Annotated in this window: 13 protein-coding genes; 5 read left to right on the top strand and 8 right to left on the bottom strand. The window is 59.2% G+C overall.

The window, feature by feature from the left end; all coding sequences use genetic code 11:
- The first annotated feature begins 72 nt into the window (after positions 1-72).
- Entirely contained in the window at positions 73-1,503 is a 1,431-nt protein-coding gene (locus tag JQ629_RS30415) for a hypothetical protein (RefSeq protein WP_212415741.1), read from the top strand.
- A gap of 30 nt (positions 1,504-1,533) precedes the next feature.
- Here the strand turns inward: JQ629_RS30415 and JQ629_RS30410 are convergent, their stop codons facing one another.
- Both JQ629_RS30410 and JQ629_RS30405 read right to left on the bottom strand, forming a co-directional pair.
- Positions 1,534-2,739, bottom strand: a complete 1,206-nt coding sequence (locus tag JQ629_RS30410; RefSeq protein ID WP_212415740.1) for a glycosyltransferase family 4 protein — start codon at positions 2,737-2,739, stop codon at positions 1,534-1,536.
- A 204-nt stretch (positions 2,740-2,943) separates the two neighbouring features.
- Positions 2,944-4,311, bottom strand: a complete 1,368-nt coding sequence (locus JQ629_RS30405; RefSeq protein WP_249135384.1) for a glycoside hydrolase family protein — start codon at positions 4,309-4,311, stop codon at positions 2,944-2,946.
- Between the two features lie 391 nt (positions 4,312-4,702).
- Here JQ629_RS30405 and JQ629_RS30400 point away from each other — a divergent pair, with 391 nt between their 5' ends.
- Positions 4,703-9,076, top strand: coding sequence for a toxin-antitoxin system YwqK family antitoxin (locus JQ629_RS30400; protein ID WP_212415739.1), 4,374 nt, complete (start codon positions 4,703-4,705; stop codon positions 9,074-9,076).
- A 105-nt stretch (positions 9,077-9,181) separates the two neighbouring features.
- On the opposite strand, the gene JQ629_RS30395 is transcribed toward JQ629_RS30400, so the two are convergent.
- From JQ629_RS30395 to JQ629_RS30370, 6 genes are all read right to left on the bottom strand, one after another.
- Positions 9,182-9,916, bottom strand: coding sequence for a methyltransferase domain-containing protein (locus tag JQ629_RS30395; protein WP_212267238.1), 735 nt, complete (start codon positions 9,914-9,916; stop codon positions 9,182-9,184).
- Positions 9,917-10,084: 168 nt separating this feature from the next.
- On the bottom strand, positions 10,085-10,654 hold the full coding sequence (locus tag JQ629_RS30390; protein WP_249135383.1) for a serine O-acetyltransferase: 570 nt from the start codon (positions 10,652-10,654) through the stop codon (positions 10,085-10,087).
- Positions 10,655-10,666: 12 nt separating this feature from the next.
- Positions 10,667-12,121 carry a lipopolysaccharide biosynthesis protein gene (locus JQ629_RS30385; protein WP_212415738.1) on the bottom strand — a complete coding sequence of 485 codons (1,455 nt, stop codon included), beginning with the start codon at positions 12,119-12,121 and terminating at the stop codon, positions 10,667-10,669.
- A gap of 123 nt (positions 12,122-12,244) precedes the next feature.
- Positions 12,245-13,387, bottom strand: a complete 1,143-nt coding sequence (locus tag JQ629_RS30380; protein ID WP_502753483.1) for an acyltransferase family protein — start codon at positions 13,385-13,387, stop codon at positions 12,245-12,247.
- A gap of 10 nt (positions 13,388-13,397) precedes the next feature.
- Positions 13,398-14,750, bottom strand: coding sequence for a hypothetical protein (locus tag JQ629_RS30375; RefSeq protein ID WP_212415737.1), 1,353 nt, complete (start codon positions 14,748-14,750; stop codon positions 13,398-13,400).
- The gene (locus JQ629_RS30370; RefSeq protein WP_212415736.1) at positions 14,747-15,937 is read right to left on the bottom strand and encodes an acyltransferase family protein; all 1,191 of its coding nucleotides are present in this window, start codon (positions 15,935-15,937) and stop codon (positions 14,747-14,749) included. The genes JQ629_RS30375 and JQ629_RS30370 overlap by 4 nt, the downstream gene beginning before the upstream one ends.
- A 555-nt stretch (positions 15,938-16,492) precedes the next feature.
- On the opposite strand from JQ629_RS30370, the gene JQ629_RS30365 reads away from it, so the two are divergent.
- The 3 genes from JQ629_RS30365 to JQ629_RS30355 all read left to right on the top strand — a co-directional run bounded on the left by JQ629_RS30365 (position 16,493) and on the right by JQ629_RS30355 (position 19,265).
- On the top strand, positions 16,493-17,776 hold the full coding sequence (locus tag JQ629_RS30365) for an O-antigen ligase family protein (RefSeq protein WP_249135382.1): 1,284 nt from the start codon (positions 16,493-16,495) through the stop codon (positions 17,774-17,776).
- 75 nt (positions 17,777-17,851) lie between these two features.
- Complete coding sequence (locus JQ629_RS30360; RefSeq protein WP_249135381.1) at positions 17,852-18,457, top strand: hypothetical protein; 606 nt, start codon at positions 17,852-17,854, stop codon at positions 18,455-18,457.
- A gap of 160 nt (positions 18,458-18,617) precedes the next feature.
- Positions 18,618-19,265 carry a transglutaminase-like cysteine peptidase gene (locus tag JQ629_RS30355; RefSeq protein ID WP_212267226.1) on the top strand — a complete coding sequence of 216 codons (648 nt, stop codon included), beginning with the start codon at positions 18,618-18,620 and terminating at the stop codon, positions 19,263-19,265.
- Positions 19,266-19,565 lie beyond the last annotated feature (300 nt).

Raw genomic sequence — 19,565 nt, 5'->3', positions numbered from 1 at the left:
CCCGGCCATAGCGGCTGAGAGCTACGCCCCGGCTCGATACCCGGGCCGGCCGCCAACTCACTTCGGTCTGAAATGATTCGCCTCCTCGCGTTCGGCGGCTATGTTTTCCAGAGTGCGGCCGCCATCGCGCTCATTTTCGCCATCAGCCATCTCCTGCCGCCCGCCAGCTATACTTCGTTTTCGCTCGCTTTGGCGTCAAGCCAGCTGCTGTGCGTATTCATGTTCGAATGGCTGCAACTTGCCGGCGTTCGTTTTCTCGCGGCGGCGGAGGGCGAAGACGCCGCGAGATTGCGGTCCTCGTTGTTCGCCGCGGGATTATTGAGCACCGTGGTGCTGGTTTCAGTCGGGAGTGCCGCCTCACTGATCGGCACTCTCGCACCCCGCGTCGTCGCGCTTGGGCTGGCAATCGCGGTTCTGCAGGGACTCACCGACATGTATTTCATGGCGATCCGCGTATCGGATCGACTTGGTACGGCGGCCTTCCTCCTGATCCTGCGAGCCAGCCTCCTGCTTGTTGGTGCCGTTGCCGGCGCGAGCATCTATGGTACGGCCGAAGCCACTCTCCTTGGCATCGTCGCCGGCCATACGACCTCCCTGGTTGCCGGCCTGTTCGCGCATCGCACGCCGCTGCGATGGGTACCCTATCGTATCATGTTGACGGACTGGATGGATTTCTCCCGCTACGGAATGCTGGCCGCCGGAGCATCGGTGATCCATCTCTCCGTTCCGGTGATGATCCGCTTCATCGTTGTCAGCAGTTTGGGAGCCGCAGCCCCCACAGCGACCGCCGCCTTTCTGATGGCGATCGATTTGCTGCAGCGGCCATTCTCGGTTCTCGTGGCCGCGATACACACGGTGAGTTATCCTGACGTGGTCATCCAGTTCGAGCGCGGCACCGACGAGCAGGCGCGGCGGGCGACATCCCGGTTGCTTGACTTCATTCTATGCGCGACAACAGTCATGTTGGGCGGCCTGATCGGCTTTCTGCCGGATGCGAGCCGTCTTTTCGTTCCGGCCGATCTCCTGACGAGCTTCATGGCGGTGGCGCCGGCAGCCGCCGTGTTTTACTTTCTTCATACCCATCTCCAGGCCACGCTTGCGGTGATCCCGCACTTGAGAAAATCCGCAACCAGGCTCGTGGTGGTCGCTGCCTGCCAGCTGGCGCTGGTGTCGGTTGCATCGATGATTGCAGCCCTGCTGGGCCTGTCCATAGCCGCTCAGGTCGCGAGCGCCTCCGTTGCAACGGCAATCGTCATACTGTGCGGCAGTGGCCCGATCATTCGTTTCGGAGTGGTCCCGAGATGGCTCCTGCTGGGCGCATCGCTTGTTGCAGCCATCCTGATTGGAGCTTTCGCGGCAGCTCCCTCCGAACCCATGCTCTGGCTGGCCGGCAAAATTGTCGTCGCAGCCGTGGCCGTCGCGCTTGTCGCCTGGCAGGGCGAGTTTCTGTCGGCCAGACGGGCGGAACAGGGCGCCCGGACAGGGATTGATCCACCACGTTAGGGCGTGATCTTCCCGGCCTCTCCCGAATGGTTACGACTGCGCCGGAGCCAATCCGTAGATCTGCAGTGTTTGATCGACCATCGGACCGACACCGAAATACTGCTGGGCTCGTGCGATGCAATTTCGCGCCATCACCTGCCGCCGGGCGGGATCGGCCAGCTTTTCGATCGCCTGGGCCAGGGCATCCACGTCCTCGAACGGAACGACAAAGCCGGTTTGTCCGTTGATGATCTGATCCGAGGCGCCGCCGGCAGGCGTCCGGACCGGCACCAGTCCTGTCGCCATCGCTTCGGCAACGCCCAATGGAAACCCCTCGAAGCGGCTGGGAAGCACAAACACGTCGGCGGCCCATAGCGCCTCGCGGACGTCGCCCATGAAACCCAGAAATTTAAACGTCTGATTATCCTTTTCATCGCCCGCATAGGCGAACGATTTGATCTCCTTTTCGCGGTCGGCGCCGCCGCTCCCGACAAAGAAGCACTTCAAATCGAGCGAAGGGGGATCGCCGCGGTCGCGCAGCTTTCGCGCCGCCTTGATCAGCAGGTCGTGTCCCTTGACCCATGCGAGACGGGCCGCGAGCAGACACATGAAGTCGCCTTCTGCCAGGCCGAATCTTTTCCGCGCTTGCTGCCGGTCAGCTGCCGAAGGCGGACAAAAATGATCGGTGTCAACGCCGCCATAGACTTTTGCAATTCCATCCTTCCGAAGCAAAAGATATCGGCTCAGGTGCTCGCGCGATTCTTCGGACATCAGGATCAGCTTGTGGGGAAAGAAAGCGTTGAAGAACAGGATCTGCTTCAGGCTGAACTTTGACTTCGGCGCGTTCTGGGCATTTTCGATATTGCCCAGAACGGACGGGTGATAGGTGGCAACGCAACGGGCTCCCGTCAGGAGAGACAGCAACCTGCCCCACAACAGCATGCCGAGACCGTGGACGTTGATGACCGTAATCTTGCGTTCCCGGATCAGCTTCAGCAGCCGAAAGAATATCGCCGGCGACGGCAGTTTTCCCAGTCCGGGAATTTCATGCCACTCCCTAACGGCCGCGGTCAGTTTCTTGCGCTTGTATTCGGACTTCTCGTCCGAGCGCACTTCGCCGGAAACCAGATAGATCTGCACGCCACGACCTTGCAGGCCGGTCGCAAGCGTCTCGCAATACGAAGCAATGCCGTCGTTGCAATTCACCACTTCAACCAGAAACAGGACATTGGCGCTGCCGGAAGCGACCTCGGTCATCGATTTATCTCTCTACTCGATCTCGTGAAACATAAGGCAGGGTTTAGCTCGGAAATCCGTCCCGATCGATGACGGATCTCCGTCGCACGCCCGGTTTTTCTCCGATTTTCAGATTTTTCTCTGATTAGCAAGGTGCAAGATGCGGGCCGAGCGCATCGCCGATTGGGACCCTGGGGTCGGCGGCAGACGTCGGCCGGCTACCCCTCAAAGCCCTCTCTTTTCCAGTTCGGCCGCCTCTTCAGGAGCGAGAGGAGCCCCTGCAAACCGGGAAACCAGGTACATCGCGATCTTCGGCGTCTTGAGATCGTACATCAGGCCGAACCGGTTTTCAGGCGGGACTTTGGCAGGTTCATCGAGCAGTTCATAGATGCTGATGCTCTCGACAACGACATCCTTTTGGTCTCGGAGCGCGGTGAGCGTGTCGTTCAGGCTCTTCAGGCAACGCTCCGTCATATGGTCGCCGGGCTTGTTGCCATAGTCCGGTTTGTAGATCTCGCCGCAATTGATCTCATTGAATATGACCGGCCTCTGATAGGTGGCCAGTTTCTTGAACAGGTTGAAGCGCGGATTGCGGCCATTCCAGGCTCTGTTCGGATTCTCTCCCAGCACTTCGTAATAGTGGTAGGAAATCACATCAAACCCGACCCCGCGCGCGGCCATGAAGTCCAGGAAGCCGAACATCGTCGATGTCGTATTCAGGACCTTGCGCAAATGAAGTCCGTTTTCCTTGTTGATCTTGTCGATCGCGTCTGAAGCCCCGCGCAAGACGGCCGCCCAATCTTCCATGATGGGCTTTTCGAACTCTTCCGCCGTGCCGCCGCTCCCAAACAATCTCTTGCCATCCGGACCGAGCGCGAGGAGGTTCAACTCGTTCTCCAGTTCCCAGTCCTTGATATCGTGCTTGAACTGGTTGACGAAATCGTAGGTCCGGTTGAAGCCCTGGCGATACAGCGCGTCACGGTCGCCCTTCGGATAGTTGCCCGCATCCGTGCGATCTCCCCACCGGAAGGCGAAGCCGAACACGGGATGCAGCGTTATCCCGTGGGCCTTGCCCTGTGCGATCGCCCGCCTCAACATCGGGGCTTCGGTCGGTTCGGTGTCCTTGGTCAGATTCACACCTATCCTGAATTGCGTCAGGCCACGCTCTTTCATGACCTTGAAGGCGGGCCCCAAATTCGCCCTGATGGCGGATGGCCCGTTGGTGCCCCACTCCAGGGCGTCCGCGCGAAACGAATTGATTGTGGCCGCAACCAGGACAAGGAGCGAAAGGCACAATTTCCACGTGATGGTCGATGCGGCCGTCCGCTCAATCCCAGTTGCCCTTACAACGCTCATATAATCACCTTCTGTGACGCCTTGGCTTTTCGAAACAAAGCAAGGAGCATGCGAAACCCGACCCACGCATGCCGTTGCTGCGATTTGCCGCGGTAAGGCTTTTTGCTTTAGCGCGCCGCAAAAGTCGGGTCCAGCCCGGGAACCGAATGCAGATGCGGCCGGCATTTGGCATTTAATAGCTGATTTAATCTGATCGTTTGGTCGTAACGCGCCCAAACTATGCCCATTCAGCGCCATCAGGGCATCAGCTCCAGCTTTCAATATCTGCCGAATGCAGGGCGTTACACCAACCTCCGATTAACCGCTCCAGTTAAACCCGTATTATTTCGATCTGTACCGTTCCCGAAGTGCATGATTGCCTGCTTGGCAAGCAGCCGAGCATTCCAAGTAGGCAACGCAAGGCAGCCGCCGCCTTCAGTCCGTCATCATGAGAACAGACCAAGCTGCCACCATCGAAGCTTGCCGATTCTGGTTCCCATTCCAGACGTCGCGCAAACAAAACGCCGGGAAATCCTTAGCAATGAAAAATCCCCTTGTTGCTTCGACTTTTATCCAAATCAAATACTCAAAAGAGAAAACTGGCAGCTAAATCTCGCACAACTCTCCCCTTCCAACAGCCGGGCAATAGATGACCACATCCGCTGACCAGACCATCCTCTCCGCAAGTTCCTTCGTAGGTTCCATCGGCGTCAACACGCATGTGGGGTACTCCTGGGGCTCGTACGACAATCTCGCCTTGCTGCAGGACAGCCTCGAATATCTCGGTGTCACAAAACTGCGCGACGGGCTTACCAACATTCCGGCGGCGCAACCTGTTCTGAATGGCCTGGCTGCGGACGGCTACAAATTCGATCTGGTTGTTCCTTCCGGCGTACCCGCCGGCGGCAGCGCCGCGCTGCAGAAGTACCTGGCCTCGGTGGAGCAGTTCGGCGCCGATCATCCGGGAAGCATCATTGCATTGGAGGGCCTGAACGAAGCCAACCTTCAGGCATTCAGCTACAACGGCAGTTCCACGATCGAAGCCGCGGCCCAGTTCCAGGCGGCCTATTTTGCCGCCGTGAACGGCAATGCCGCCCTGGCCAATATCGCCGTCTACAATCTCTCGCTGGGTTACAATGACACGACCGACTACGCCAAGCTGGGCGACCTGTCGGGCGCTTCCGACTACGCGAACTCGCACGCCTATGTCAGCACGAGCACGACGCCTCAGGCCACTCTGGCGTTGATGCTGGCGAACGCCAAGTCCGTATCATCAGGCAACCCGGCCGTCATCACCGAGACCGGCTATACGACCCAGAGCGATACCCCCTACATCGGCGCCAGCGAAAACGTGCAGGCCAAGTCAATCCTCAACACCCTGGCCGATGCCTTCAAGGGCGGAGTTGGCACGACATATCTCTACCAGCTGCTTGACGCCGGTGCGAGCGGCGTCAGCAACGATCCGGAGATGCATTTCGGTCTGTTCAACAGCGATGGGACACCGAAGCTGGCCGCCACCGCAGTCCACAATCTCACGACCATCCTGAGCGACGACGGCACCGGTGGCCATCAACCAACCGCGCAGCTGGGCTACTCGCTCAGCAACATGCCCGATACGGGCAACAGCATGGTCCTCGGCAAGAGCAACGGCGCCTACGAACTTGTGATCTGGGCCGAGCCGAAGATCTGGAACGACGCCACCGACACCGAAATCTCCAACCCTTCTCAACCTGTCACCGTCAATCTCGGAAGCGTGCACCATACGGTCAGCGTCTATGATCCGTTGAGCGGCACAACCCCGATCGCGACCTATACCGACGTCAGCCAGATAACTGTCCCGCTCAGCGACCATCCTCTGATCATCGAGATCGACGCCCCGCTGTCGCCTGCGCCCGAAGAGCCGCTGCCGACCGATGTCAGCGGGACGGCTGCGGAAATTGCGTTGCAATTGTCGTCATTGAACACCAACGAATCGCTCGCGACGATTACCCTGACCGATACCCACGTGCTTCCGGTCGCGTCCGAATCGACGATGAACTATATGATCTCGCATTATGGGAATGCGCTTTCAGCCATCCAGGGCGGCTATTCGTTTTCGGTTACGACCTCCACCAGCGCCTGGAGCGTAACCAAGGCCTTCGATTCCTCCGCAAACCTGCAATCGACCACCACTTCCAACTTCCTCGGCGGGTTCATTACCAGCAAATCGACGGTATTTGCGGACGGATCAACCGATAGCACCCTCTATACCGCGGGCGTGGCCACGCAGCAGGTCACCGTCGATGCGGCGACCGGTTCCAGGGAAACCAAGTCGTTCGATCCGGTCAACGGCAAGCTCACCGCCGACCTGGTGCAGAACACGGATGGCTCATCCTCGAACACGCTGTATTCGGCCGGCGTCAAGACCAAGATGTACGTCACCAATGCCGACCACAGCCATGACAACAGCTATTACAATATCACCGGCCAGACCTACACCACCCAGACCCAGCACTACAGCCCGACCGGACAATTGACCTCGGATAGCCGCTGGCACGCCGACGGCTCGCTCGCCTACACCCAGACAATCACGGGCGACGGCGCTAGCAAATTGACGACGCTGTATGACGCCACCGGGCACAAGACCACGGTCATCGCCTGGAACTCCTCAGTCACCACGACCGGCAAGTACGACTTGTCCGGCAACCTGGTGCAGGAAATCGTGCACACGGTCACCGGCGATGTGACGACATCCAACTACAAGGGGTCCGTGCTGTCTTCGGTCTATATCGCCAGCTCCAATGGCACGAAAGAAGCCAAGATCTACGACAGCGCCGGCCGCCTCGCCAGCGATCTGATTCAGAAAACCGACGGCTCGTCCTCGAACACGCTGTATTCGGCCAACGTCAAGACCAAAATGTACGTCACCAACGCCGACGGCAGCCATGACAACACCTACTACAACATCACCGGCCAGTCCTATACGACCCAGAAACAGCACTATGACTCGAAAGGCGTATTAACCGCGGATACCCGCTGGCACGCCGACGGAACGCTCGCCTACACCAAGGTGATCAGCAGCGACGGCGGCAGCAAGGTGACGACGCTGTATGACGCGGCCGGCCACAAGACCACCGTGACGAGCTGGAATTCGACCGCCACCACGATCGACAAGTACGATTCATCCGGCAATCTGGTCCAGGAGATCGTGCAGACCGCTACCGGCAACGTAACGACCTCCAACTATAACGGGTCGGTGCTGTCTTCGGTCTATATCGTCAATGCCAACGGCTCGAAGGAAACGAAGCTTTACGACAGCGCGGGTCGCCTCTCCAGCGATCTGGTGCAGAACAAGGACGGCTCGTCCTCGAACACGCTGTTTTCGGCCGGCGTCAAGACCAAGATGTATGTCAGCAACGCCGACGGCAGCGATGACAACACCTACTACAATATCACCGGCCAGAGCTATACCACCCGGAGCCAGCACTACGATTCGAAGGGCGTCATGACCGCGGAAACCCGCTGGCATGCCGATGGCTCGCTCGACTACCACCAGGACGTCAGCAGCGACGCCAGCAGCAAGGTGACAGCGCTGTATGATGCGACCGGTCACAAAACCACCGAGATCCGCTGGAATTCGGCCGCCACCAAGACCGAGAAGTACGACACGTCGGGCAACCTGACCCAGGAGATCGTGAAGACCGCGGCCGGCAACGTAACGACCTCAAATTATAACGGGTCGGTGCTGTCCTCGGTCTATATCGTCAACGCCAACGGTTCGAAGGAAACGAAGATTTACGACAGCGCCGGCCGGCTCGCCAGCGACCTGGTCCAGAACAACGATGGCTCGTCTTCGAACACGCTGTTTTCCGCGGGCATCAAGACCAAGATGTATGTCACCAACGCCGACGGCAGCAACGACAATACCTACTACAACATCACCGGCCAGGCCTATACCACCCGGGCCCAGCACTACGATGCCGCCGGCAAGATGACGGCGGACACCCGCTGGCACGCAGACGGTACGCTCGAATATCGCCAGGTCATCAGCGGCGACGGAACGAAGGTCACGGACCTCTACGACAGCACCGGTCACAAGCTCACCGAGATAACACACCATACTGACGGGTCCACCGTGACCGATAGCTACAACGCATCGACAGGTGCGCTGGTTCAGGACGTCGTCAAGACGGCCGGGGGTGACGTGACCACCACGAATTATTCCGGCGGCGTCATCGCCTCGATCTACGTCGCCAATGCGGACGGCTTCAAGGAAAGCAAGCTGTTCGACTCGGCAGGAAACCTGGCCAGCGACTACGTTCAGAACACGGATGGCTCGTCCTCGAACACGCTGTACTCCTCCGGCGTCAAGATGAAGATGTATGTCAGCAACGCCGACGGCAGCGATGACAACTATTATTACAACATCACCGGCCAGACCTACACGACCCAGATCCAGCACGTCGACGCCGCGGGCAAGATCACCTCTGACACCCGCCTGCACGCCGACGGCTCGCTGGACTACAAGCAGGTCATCAATTCAGACGGCAGCAAGGTGACGGATCTGTACGACAGCACCGGATCCAAAACCCAGGAGATCGTCAACAACGCCGACGGCACCAAGGACGTCTACAAGTATGTCGTCAGCGGCAACCCGGGCGCGACCCAGCACGAAAGCTATACCGCCGGCGGCACGCTCCTGCAGATCGACGTTCAAAACAGCAACGGCACCCACACCGTCACGGCCGTCAGCACCGGTCAGTCGATTCAGGGTGGAAACGGAAACGACCTGTTTTCAGCCGCCCCGGGATCGACGACGATCGTCTTCGACCATGGCAATGACCAGATCAACAGCTTCCAGGCCGGCGCCGCCGCCAACCATGACATGATCAAGATCGCAGCGTCGCTGGTGGCCGACTACAGCCACCTTCAGTTTACGCAATCAGGAGCCGACACGCTGATCCACCTGTCAGCCACGGATTCGATCACGCTGAAGAATGTTTACGCGACCAACCTCGATCACAGCAACTTCCTGTTCGTCTGAGGCAGGCGATGCGCTCTCACGTGAGCGCATCGGCTTTCTCAAGGCAGGGATCGCGGCGGATCCCGGTCGACGGGACAAGTCTGCATCGCTAGAAGCCGGACCGGGTTACGCCCGGCCGGGCGCCACCGAGCCGGTGAAGATGATGTCTTCGGCCAGCAGGGGCAAACGCCGCAGCAGCATCGTCTTCATCATGCCGGCCCGCTTGAACGTCGCCATCTGGATTTCCTCCGGAGAAAATCCGGCATCCAGGGCAACCTTTGCGATCGTATAAGGCGTAAAGAAGAAGCGATGGTCGGAGTTGATCGTTTCGGTGTTGTTCAAGATTCCCTTGATGTTTCCGCCCCTGAACGCATTCGGCACGGTAATCACGATTTTCTCGACGGCGTCACCATAGTTCTCTCGAAATCGCCCGAGAAAGGACACCGGATTCGGGATGTGCTCGACCACTTCACCGAACAGGGCAATATCGAACTTCCGGCCGGAGATCTGGTCAATCTTCTGGCCGGACGTCACATCGCCGGACACCATGTTGTCCAGTCCGGAGATTCGGCTCGCCTCCCGCACCGCGTCCGCATCGATATCGACACCGACCGTATACTCGGAGCACTCCGTGATCAGGCCGTGGAGCCAATCCCGGTGATCGATCTTCTTCTTGATGAGAGGAACGTGATCGCAGCATCCGACATGAAGAACCCGCTTGCCGCGGCACATGTCGATCAACACGTCACTTCGGTACCTGACACCCGTCTTGCCGCCGTAAGTCACGGCCATGTTCTCGTTGAACTTCGTACCTGCAAGATATGGAAAAATGCCCGTAAAGTCGGTCATGATTGACGACATGCTGATCCCCTCGTCGACTGGTTCCAGTGAACGATCGTCGATCAACGCTCAAAACTGCGATTTAGACCGGGCTGTCACGCCAGGACGGGCCTGACGATCTTCGACGAAAACGAAAGTGATCTCATTGGCCGGAGCGACGGCGTATCCTTGCTAGCCGCCGCATTACCTCTAAGAAGACGACGATGCGGAACGCATCGACTTGGCTGGAATCCCCGCGACCACCGCTTTCGGCAATACATCCCGATTGACCACCGAGTTTGCTGCTACCGTTGCACCTTCACCAATCTTGATGGGCCCAATGATGACAGCGCCGGCGTAGATGACGACACCGTCTCCAACGCGCGGACAGCCCGGTTGGTTCCAGGCATGTCGACCCAGTGTCACGTTATGATAGAGCGTAACCCCACTCCCGACATGCGAGCCCTCCCCGATCACAAGCCCGGTCGGGTGCGGAAGTTTGAGTCCCGGGCCGATTTCCGCAAGCACCGAGATAAAGCAGCCGCGCCGCGCCAGTGAGCGCACGATCAGCCAGGTAATGCCGTGCCCCCAACGTGTGTTGAAGCGCAGCCACTTGGCAGCACGCCACCAGGCAATCACCGTAAAGCCGGGATCGGTGATCAAGGCAACCGCGGCAGCAACGACGCCGGAGTTCCCGGTGTTCGCCAGCAAATCCGCCCGCCACGCAGCCTCGGGAGGCTCGCGCCTTACCATCTTATCTGGTTCGACATGCGCGTTCATATCAAGGATCTCTCACGTCGCCGACGGAACGTCTAACGGTTGCGCTTCAATTGATCGGCCGAGCAACGATCGCACGCTACCGCGAATCTGATGCCTGAATGCGACGTAACAGGACAGCACGACCACCAGATATAGACTGGTTGCAAGCAGCCAATGCTTCATGCTTGTCACATCGGCTGACGTCGCCGCGAGAGCCACGACGGTCCCGGCCAGGGTCGCGATGGTCGCTGGAAGCAGGGATTTGACGATCGACATGAAAGGCAGCCCGGTGTTTCGGCTGCCAACCACCAGCATAAAGGTGCACACGATAATCGCGGTGACAAGATACACGATAGCAACGGCCTTGAGACCGAACGGCAGCGCCACCACGAACGACAGGATCATGGCGATGCTGTTGGCGCTGCTGATCCAGAACTGCAGACGGGCTTTCCCGCGCGCGAGCAGAATCGGACCGGCATAGGCAGCAATGGATTGCGCGGCCCCCGCCGGCGCAAGCGCGCTAACCAGCGGCAATACGTCCTGCCAATGCGGCGAAAGGAATGTCGTCACCGGGTAGTAGAGTCCAAACGTCAGATAGATCATCGCGGGGAAGGTAATCATCGCCGTGACACTCAGCATCGCGCAGATCGCCGCGTTCTGCTCCGCGTGCCGCCCGTTACCGGACATGCGGCTCAGCGTCGCCATCAAGACACCGCCGCCTGGCCACGAAAGGATCATCAACGGAAAGATCATGAACTGAAAGGCGAGGCCAAAGAGCCCTACCGCGGCCGCGCCCAGCTTCGCACCGATCAGCAGATTGCCGATGTTGCGCGCGGCGAAATTGAGAATGTTCGAGGCCAGTATCCAGCTCCCGAAGGAGAGCATCGAACCAACACCACGCCATCGGAAGTTGAGGCTGATCTGATGCCGCGTAATCGCGTAGAAAGCGATCGCGCGAATAATCTGCATTAGGACGTAATATGAAATCAGCGCCCAGATCCCCCAGCCCAGAACGGCTCCGACGACGCCCACGGACGCGGCGGTGATTGACGCGCCCGCCTCCACCTTCGCCACGGTCTGGTAGCGCAACGCGCGCTCGAGTACCGCACGCGGCCCGAGCGCCGCTATGGAAAGGACGACGGAGACGGACAGCGCCGTCAGCACACCCGACAGGCCATCCATCCTCACGGCCCCGGCCAGCGGCCCCGCTACAACCGCCAGCACCACAGCACAGCCGATGCCGATCGCCAGCATCATGGTCACGGCTGCTCCGGTCTCCTCACGTGAGAGCGAGCCTCGCTGTATCATCGCGCTCGACAGTCCAAGATCGGTGAGAAGGGCGATGAAGGCGACAAACGGCAGCGAGAAGGCGACCAGACCGAACTCGGCCGGGGTGACGAAATAGGTCATCAACAGCGTCATCAGAAACTGGACGACCGATTTCACGATGTTCACGCCGGACATCGAGAGCAGATTTTTCAGGATCATGAAGTCATCCGTATTTGTTTTTCCAGCCCCGCATCCGCTCAACAGCTGGCTGCGCAATATTCGAAAGCGCCAACCGGCGGGTTGATCGTAACGTGTCCAGACCACGTCCTGAGGCCAACTTCGTCATGCGAGGTGCCCCTGCCCTGCTCCATCGGGCGCCCGAAACAGCCGGGGGCGAAACGCGGCATCCAGAAAGCGCCGAAAACGCACCTCGCAAAGCTCGTAACTTATCGCTCCAGCGACAATCGACAGGACGAAGCCCAGAACCGCAAAGGTCCCGGAAAGAAGCCAAAGATCCACGCCGCGTCCGGCAAGCTTCGCCCCGATCATCTGCAATGGAAAAAGGGCGAAGGGATGGACCAGATAGAGGCTGTAGCTGATCTTGCCGAGATACTGCAGCGATGGTGCACTCAACGCCGTCGCTATACCGGAGTTTTGCGTCAGGGCCATGCCGAACAGCAGAACACCGGGCACGAGACCGATAAATGGGTGCAGGTATTCGATCGATACATACATCGCGGCGCCGCAAACCACGCCGGCCAGCAACCCGGTCCACCCTCCGAGCCGGATCGGCAGATCCACGGCACGGAACAGCAGCCCAACCAGGAAATACGCGGCAATCGGCCGAAACCATATGCCTGCGACGGCCAACGCGATCAGCGGCAGCGCCAGCATCCAGTTTTTCTGCTGAACGATGGCCACAAAGGTCGCGGCGAACAGAATGTAGAATGCCCACTCATAGCTCAGTGTCCATGCATTCTGCTGGCCAATCGGAAGCCCCAGAGCGTCGGGCAGGAACGCAAGGTTGACGAGGAACAACTGGACGTAAGTTCCAACATCAATTCCCTTGAAGAACTTGTAGCCGACGATCGGGCCGATCGTGAATAGCGTCAGATGGAGCAGGACAAAGACGGGAAGGATGCGAAGGCAGCGATCATAGAAGAACTTGGCAACGCTGCGGTGGCGCACCAGGCTGGCCGGAATCAGGAAGCCGCTGATCATGAAAAACAGCTCGACACCGTGTCCACCCATATTGATGGTCGATCCCAGCCACGGCCAAATCGGCGCCATGAATCCCGCCAGCAGCGGCATGTCGTAAAGATGCACGATCAGGACACTGAGCGCAGCGATGCCGCGCAGCCCCTGGATGGCCGGGAGAAAATCCTGTTTTGGAGCGTTCATCACCGCTCCCCCCTCTGAGAGGGCGCCATGGCAGGGACGCGGGGCGCGCGCGTGAAAGGCACTATCAGCGCCGTTGAGTGCCACGAGACTTTCATCATGCCGGCCGCGATGCCAGACCATCGATGCCAGGCGCGATCGGTGCAGAACTCACCAGATCCCGATTCGGCGCGCCTCGCTTGGCGAACATGTCGCTAAAGGCGGCACCGATCATGATCAACCCGCTGGCCGGGCCATAGGCCAGTACCGTGATGGTAAAGAGGTTCATCGCGATCGTGGCGGACAGCTTGTAGACATCCCTGGTCCTCATGACCGCGGCGATGGCGAAAATCATGAATACGACGAAGATCGGGCCAAACATCAGATACGTGCCGATATAGAAATTATCGACTGGCACATAGTAGCTGAGCTTGTTCGAGAATAGCTGCTGCGGATAATTGAAACAGCCGAGGCCGCAACCGGTCACGAATCCCACGGGCATGAGCTCTTGCATATACACAAACGGGAGCTGCCAGCTGTTATTGACGCGATCCTGAAGGCTGAAGAATCCCCGAGAGATGCTGGTGAGGCCGTCGCCGGCGAAGAACATCATCAGCACGAAGGGAACCAGGATCGATGCGAAGGAGAGCCCCGCCATCCGGCGCAGCATAGGAAACTTCTCGCGTTCCGGGAGCATTCGAATGACAACAAGGCACAACAGATACATTATCATCACGCCCAGCGTGGTCTTGCTGGTCGTGAGCTTGATGGCGTAAAGGCCGACCGGCGCCCAGATGGCGATCCACAGCAGACTTCTGCGAGCCGACGTCAACACGAAGGTAATAAACACGAAAAACGCAGCCATGGTGCTGTCGGCGGCAAACCCCGCCAGTCGCGTTTCCGACGCCGCCCACCAAAGTCTGGTGGCCTGCCGCGTGGCTCCCAGCGTTTCGAAAGCAAAGCCAACCCATGGCATCTGCACGCGTGATGAAAGGAAGATGCCGAAAATGGTAATGAAGAAGATGGGATGGATCAGGACAAGAAGCTGCTTGTACTGACTAAAGTCGCGCCGACAAAAACAAAAACCCACAAACACGGGCGCTATCATCTTGAACGACGACGCCATGCCGGCGAAGTAGCCCAGAAAAACAAATCCGACGTATAAGGCGAACGCGATGTATAGCAGCGTGAGGACAGCGATCAGGCTCTTGCCGGTGATGATGTAGCGCTGGATAAAAGCCAGAATGCACATCAGCGCAAAGATATCCGGAAGAAACCACAGGACGTCCAGTTTAGCGATGCTCAGGTAGTAGCGTAGGGCGCCGGCGAACGCGTCGCGATAGAAATAGAGAAGCAGCGCAATCGCCTCGACGTTCCAGATGCCGATTTCCGGCAATTGGTTGTTTAGAGGCAACGGCTCCGGAGCTTTGAAATCCGGTGCTGCGAGAGATGACGACGACCGGCTCGTCATTGCCCCCCTCCTTCGGCCGTCGCGACAACGCGAGGCCTGCGGGCCAAAAGTCCGACGATGGCTTTCGAACCGGGGATCTCGATATTCGCATAGGTCAGGTTCGACAGCGCAAGGACGGCCACGACGTAACCCGACAGCAGTAACGTTGCAGCTATTCCCGAACCGAACTGATCAATCATCTGGAAGGTTCGCATACCAACGCCGCGCGAGAAGTACTCGATCAATACGAGCACGAGCGCGTGCACCATGTAGATCGAATAGGATCGCTTGCCGAGCCACACCAGCGGCTTGACCGACAGCAGGTTCGGCAGGCCACGTCCGGGGAACGCCATCAGCGATCCGAGCAGGACGGCGAAAATGACCGGGGCGAGAAAGCTCAACATCGGCCACATTCCGACCACGCAGACAATGGCGATGGCCGCAATCGCGGCGCCGATCTGCCAGATCGACTGCAGAGCCGGGCGCACGGCAGGAGGCACCGACGCCACCGCTCTGAGCGTCAGCACGCCGAGGAAAAAACTCAGTATGCAGCGCGCGATGCCAAAGGTGTGAAAGTCCAGGGCATATTGTCGAAGAACAAGCAGGATAAAAGCCCAGCTGGCCAACGACAGAAACAGCGACAGCACATAGACAATGCGAACGTCCCGGAATTTTTGAGCCAGAACCACGACGCCGCCGAACACGAGATAGGTATAGAATTCGGCGCTGATGCTCCAGCTTGGGCCGTTCCAGCTCAAATAATCAACGAATCCGATCGCGTGCAGCAGAAGCACATTCAAGAAAAACGAATAGCCGTTGTTGACCGCCATCTCGGGCGGCGCGAAATGAATCAGGCCGGTGCCCACAAGGCCGAGCTTCATCATTCGAAACGAGAGGAATGCGAGTAACGTGACGATGTGGAGCGGATAGATGCGAGCGAGCCGGCGCACGATGTACTCCCGAAACTCGAAAGTACCGAAGCCGCCTCGCACGTAACTCATCGAAATCACGATGCCACTCAGAACGAAGAACAGATCAACGAACAGCCAGGCGTTATGGAAAAACGCAAAGTCGACCCAGGCCTTGTTCGGCAGGACCGCGGCAAGCGGTTGAGAAATGACAAAATGATGGACCACGACGCAAAGCGCGGCTATGCCGCGAACGCTGTCGAGCGGGACATAGTGTTCTTTTGAGCGATGGCCCGTCACGATCGAATTATGTCCGAATTGTTGCGATGCAACATAGTGCCTCTCTTCCGTTTTCCGTTCAACCCGAACCTTAAAATCCCCCCGAGAAAAACCGACCGCGCATGGCAGCTCCGCAAATAAATGCCCTCGCAGAAGCGCGGCCGCATTTTTAATCGCCCTGCACGTTTAATCGTCCCGTGTGGCAGGCTCCAGAATAAATACACCGGCGAAAACCAACGTATTTGCCGTCGTCTGCGCCGGCAGATCCGCAAATGGATGCGGCCACGAAGACGACGCATTTTAAAGCGGGCGTGAAACAATCCCTTTGCATCGCTGGCTCTTTGGAAGGCAGATCGATAAATTCTGGAACCTGGGACCAGCCCGGTCGGCCGCCGCCGTTTACCGCGCCCAAGTTCCAGTCAGTTCAGGAATGGGGTTTGGCACCTGCCGTCGCATAAGGGATCAATCAGGAAAATTCTGGGCGGAGCGTCCAATCTCGTCGCGATAGCTGTTTTCGTCCTGGCGCCATTTCCGCTTGGATCGGCGGATTTCGTCTGGATCTGGATCTGGATCGTCTTGCTCGCGCTCAGTCTATTGACGGCGGATCTGGAAGCCGTCGGCCGCGAGGATTTTCGCCTGTTGCTGCCGCTGTTCATGACGATGGTGCTGATCAGCGCGATCGTCATGCTGCAGACATGGCCCGGTCCGTTGGTGGGACGAACAAATCCCGTCTGGAAGCTTCCGCTCGATCTCCTCGGCGCCGATGTCCCTGCTCGCATTTCGATGACCGCGGCCGGCCCTTGGCTCGCTTTTGGCTCCCCTCTGCTGGTGTCGCTTGCGTTCGTGCGCGCCTTTCTTCTTGCAGCCGATGCGCCAGCGGCCCAACGGCTTCTCCGGATATTGGCGTGGGCGGGTTTTCTTTACGCTTGTTACGGAATCCTGGCGCAGCTTGCCGACCCGAATACGCTGTTATTCAGGCAGAAGGAGGCGTATCTCGGCTTCGCCACCGGCACATTCGTCAATCGCAACACCGCCGCGACATTCTGGGGCAGTTGCGCCTTGCTCTTCCTGGTGCCTCTGTTGCGCTCGCTACATCGCGGAGACCGGCGCGCCGCCCCGCCGTCAGATCGGCCGCTCGCGTTGCTCGGGCACTATTTCGCCGCACCAGCGGCTCTCGCTGTCGGATTTACCGTCTGCACGCTGGCGACCGCGATGACGGGATCACGCGCAGGGCTGCTGCTGTCGATCTGCGCGTTTCTGCTGGCCGGCACACTCTATCTGTGGCCGCTTGAGCTCGGTACTTTTCGAAGATGGGCGCTGCTGGCGGGAGCCGCGGTCGTTTCCGTCCTGGTTCTTCAGCTGATCGGCGGCGCGGTGGCGGGGCGGATTCTCACCTATGGCCTGATCGACGATCAGCGGCTGGCGGCCTACCGCGCCGCGATCGCAATCGTCAGCGACCATCCGCTGCTCGGCGTCGGATTGGGCAATTTCGAGGCGGCTTTTGCCGCCTACCGGCCCGCCGAATTAGGCAGCCTCGGGATTTGGGACCGCGCCCACAGCACGCCGCTGCAACTCGCGGTCGAAATTGGCCTGCCCGCGACCATCCCGATCGTTGCGACCGTGCTTTGGTATGTTTACCAATTGTTCCGGGGCAGCTTGCTGCGGCGGCGCGATCGCTACATCCCCGTCACCGGAGCCAGCGTCGCCGTGCTGGGGTTGCTTCACAGCAGCATCGATTTTTCGCTGCAGATAGCCGGTTACGGGGTTTTTTTCGCCGCGATCACCGGTGCCGGGCTGGCGCAGTGCCTTCCGTCGTCATTGCGAAAAAACGGTGGCGGAGCTGTGGCGACTGAATTATGATTTAATTTAAATCGGCTGTTTTTAATTGCGATTGATTGGGCAATGACAATGCGTTTGGTGGGTTTTTGTCTCGTGATGCTCGTGGCCGGCGGAACGGCCCCGGTTGCCGCGGCACCCGCCAGCGGCGGATGCGTCCCGAACTCCTCGCTGGTGTCGGCAGAGCGCGCGACATCCTTTCTGGAGAACCCTGAAGCGCTCCTGAGCCAGTTCAAGGACGGTCAGGGCGGCCTCGCGTCGCAAATCCGCGACATGCTGATGACCCGGCCCGAGACGCTTGAAGGCATCGCATCGCTTTCCAAGGCCAGTTCCGCCGATCAAAGCCGTGCGATCGGTGCCGGTCTCGGCACCGCCGCCGCCGTGTGCGTGCTGACGCAGCCGGCCTTTGCCCAGCAAATCCAGGAAGTGGTCCTGAAGGCTGAGAATCCGCCGCTGATTCAAGCCTTCGTGAGCATCACGGGGGATATTCCGACCGAGGCGATCACCGGAGCAGATCCGAACGGCGACACCACCGCCGGCGGTGGACAGGGCACCACATCGACGCCGTCGCCGGGCGCCGTTTCGAGCAACAGCAGCACAACTTTCGGCGGCGGCGCTGGCGCCAGTACCAGTACAACGACGCTTTTCACGACAGCCGCGGCCGGAACGCCATCCGTTCTGACGCCGGTCAGTCCGACCAACTGAGCGCCGTGCAACGCCTGGATTGATTGCGAATTAACCAATATCCATCAGGCAGATAACGTCATCTGCGGTTAGATTCAATTTTAACTATCGGCGGAACTTAAACCCAACAACTCCGTGCGACACCGTACCTGCGTCAAGAAAATGAATGACGGGGGACGACATGAAACTGCTATTTGCACCGATGCTGGCGACCGCAATCGCATTTGCCGGTGGCGCCGCCAGGGCCGAAACCGACGCCTCGACCGACGTGTCGCGGACCAACCGGACGGCCTTCATCGAGGAGTTCGACAACACGCTCGCGCCGCTCCAGTTCGTGAAGTTTTGCATGAACTACCGCGCTGAATGCGACGCGGAAACCGGCGTGCAGGCATTGCCGACCGCCGACCGCGCGATGGAAATGCTGCGAGACGTCAACGCCTCGGTTAACGAAGCGATATCGCCGCTGCGCAAGTCCACGGATCCGATAACCGCGCGCTGGACGGTCTCGCCGGCCGCAGGCGACTGCAACGATTACGCAGTCACCAAGCGGCACCAATTGATTGCAAGGGGTTGGCCCCAGAGCGCGCTGCGCCTGGCGGTGGTCCTGACCAGCAGCGGTCAGGGGCACCTTGTGCTGGTCGCCCGGCTTCCCGACGGCGACGTTGTTCTCGACAACCTGTCGCGCGATGTCCGTCCCTGGAATGCCATGGGCTATACGTGGATATCGATGCAATCGAGCGACAATCCGCGCTTTTGGGTTGCCGTCGGCAGCCACGGCCAGCGCCTCCAGGCGAACCGGCTTGCATCCGTCAGGCCGCAGCTTCAGTGAACATTTATTGATAACTCACGGCATGGTTGCCCTCCCGTGAGCCTGCACCCGCCATCGATGGCTCCAGGCCACGGGCGGGTTGCAGTTCGTCTCACCGTCGGGTGAGAACGCGCGCTTTATTGATTATATTCTTATTAATACCTCAAAAATCTTGCCACCCGCAGGCATCGGCGGCCGCCCAGGCCCGCTTCTGGATGAAGGCCGTCGGGGGGCGCCGGACGGACGGGACATTTCACTGGTCCGGAATTTGCTAGTTCCTCAAAGTCATGGGGACACTCTTTTGCACTGCACAAAAAGATG

Source organism: Bradyrhizobium sp. AUGA SZCCT0222 (assembly GCF_018130205.1).
Classification (GTDB): Bacteria; Pseudomonadota; Alphaproteobacteria; order Rhizobiales; family Xanthobacteraceae; genus Bradyrhizobium.
Note: the sequence above shows the minus strand (reverse complement) of the source record. Positions and strands in the feature narration are given on the sequence as shown.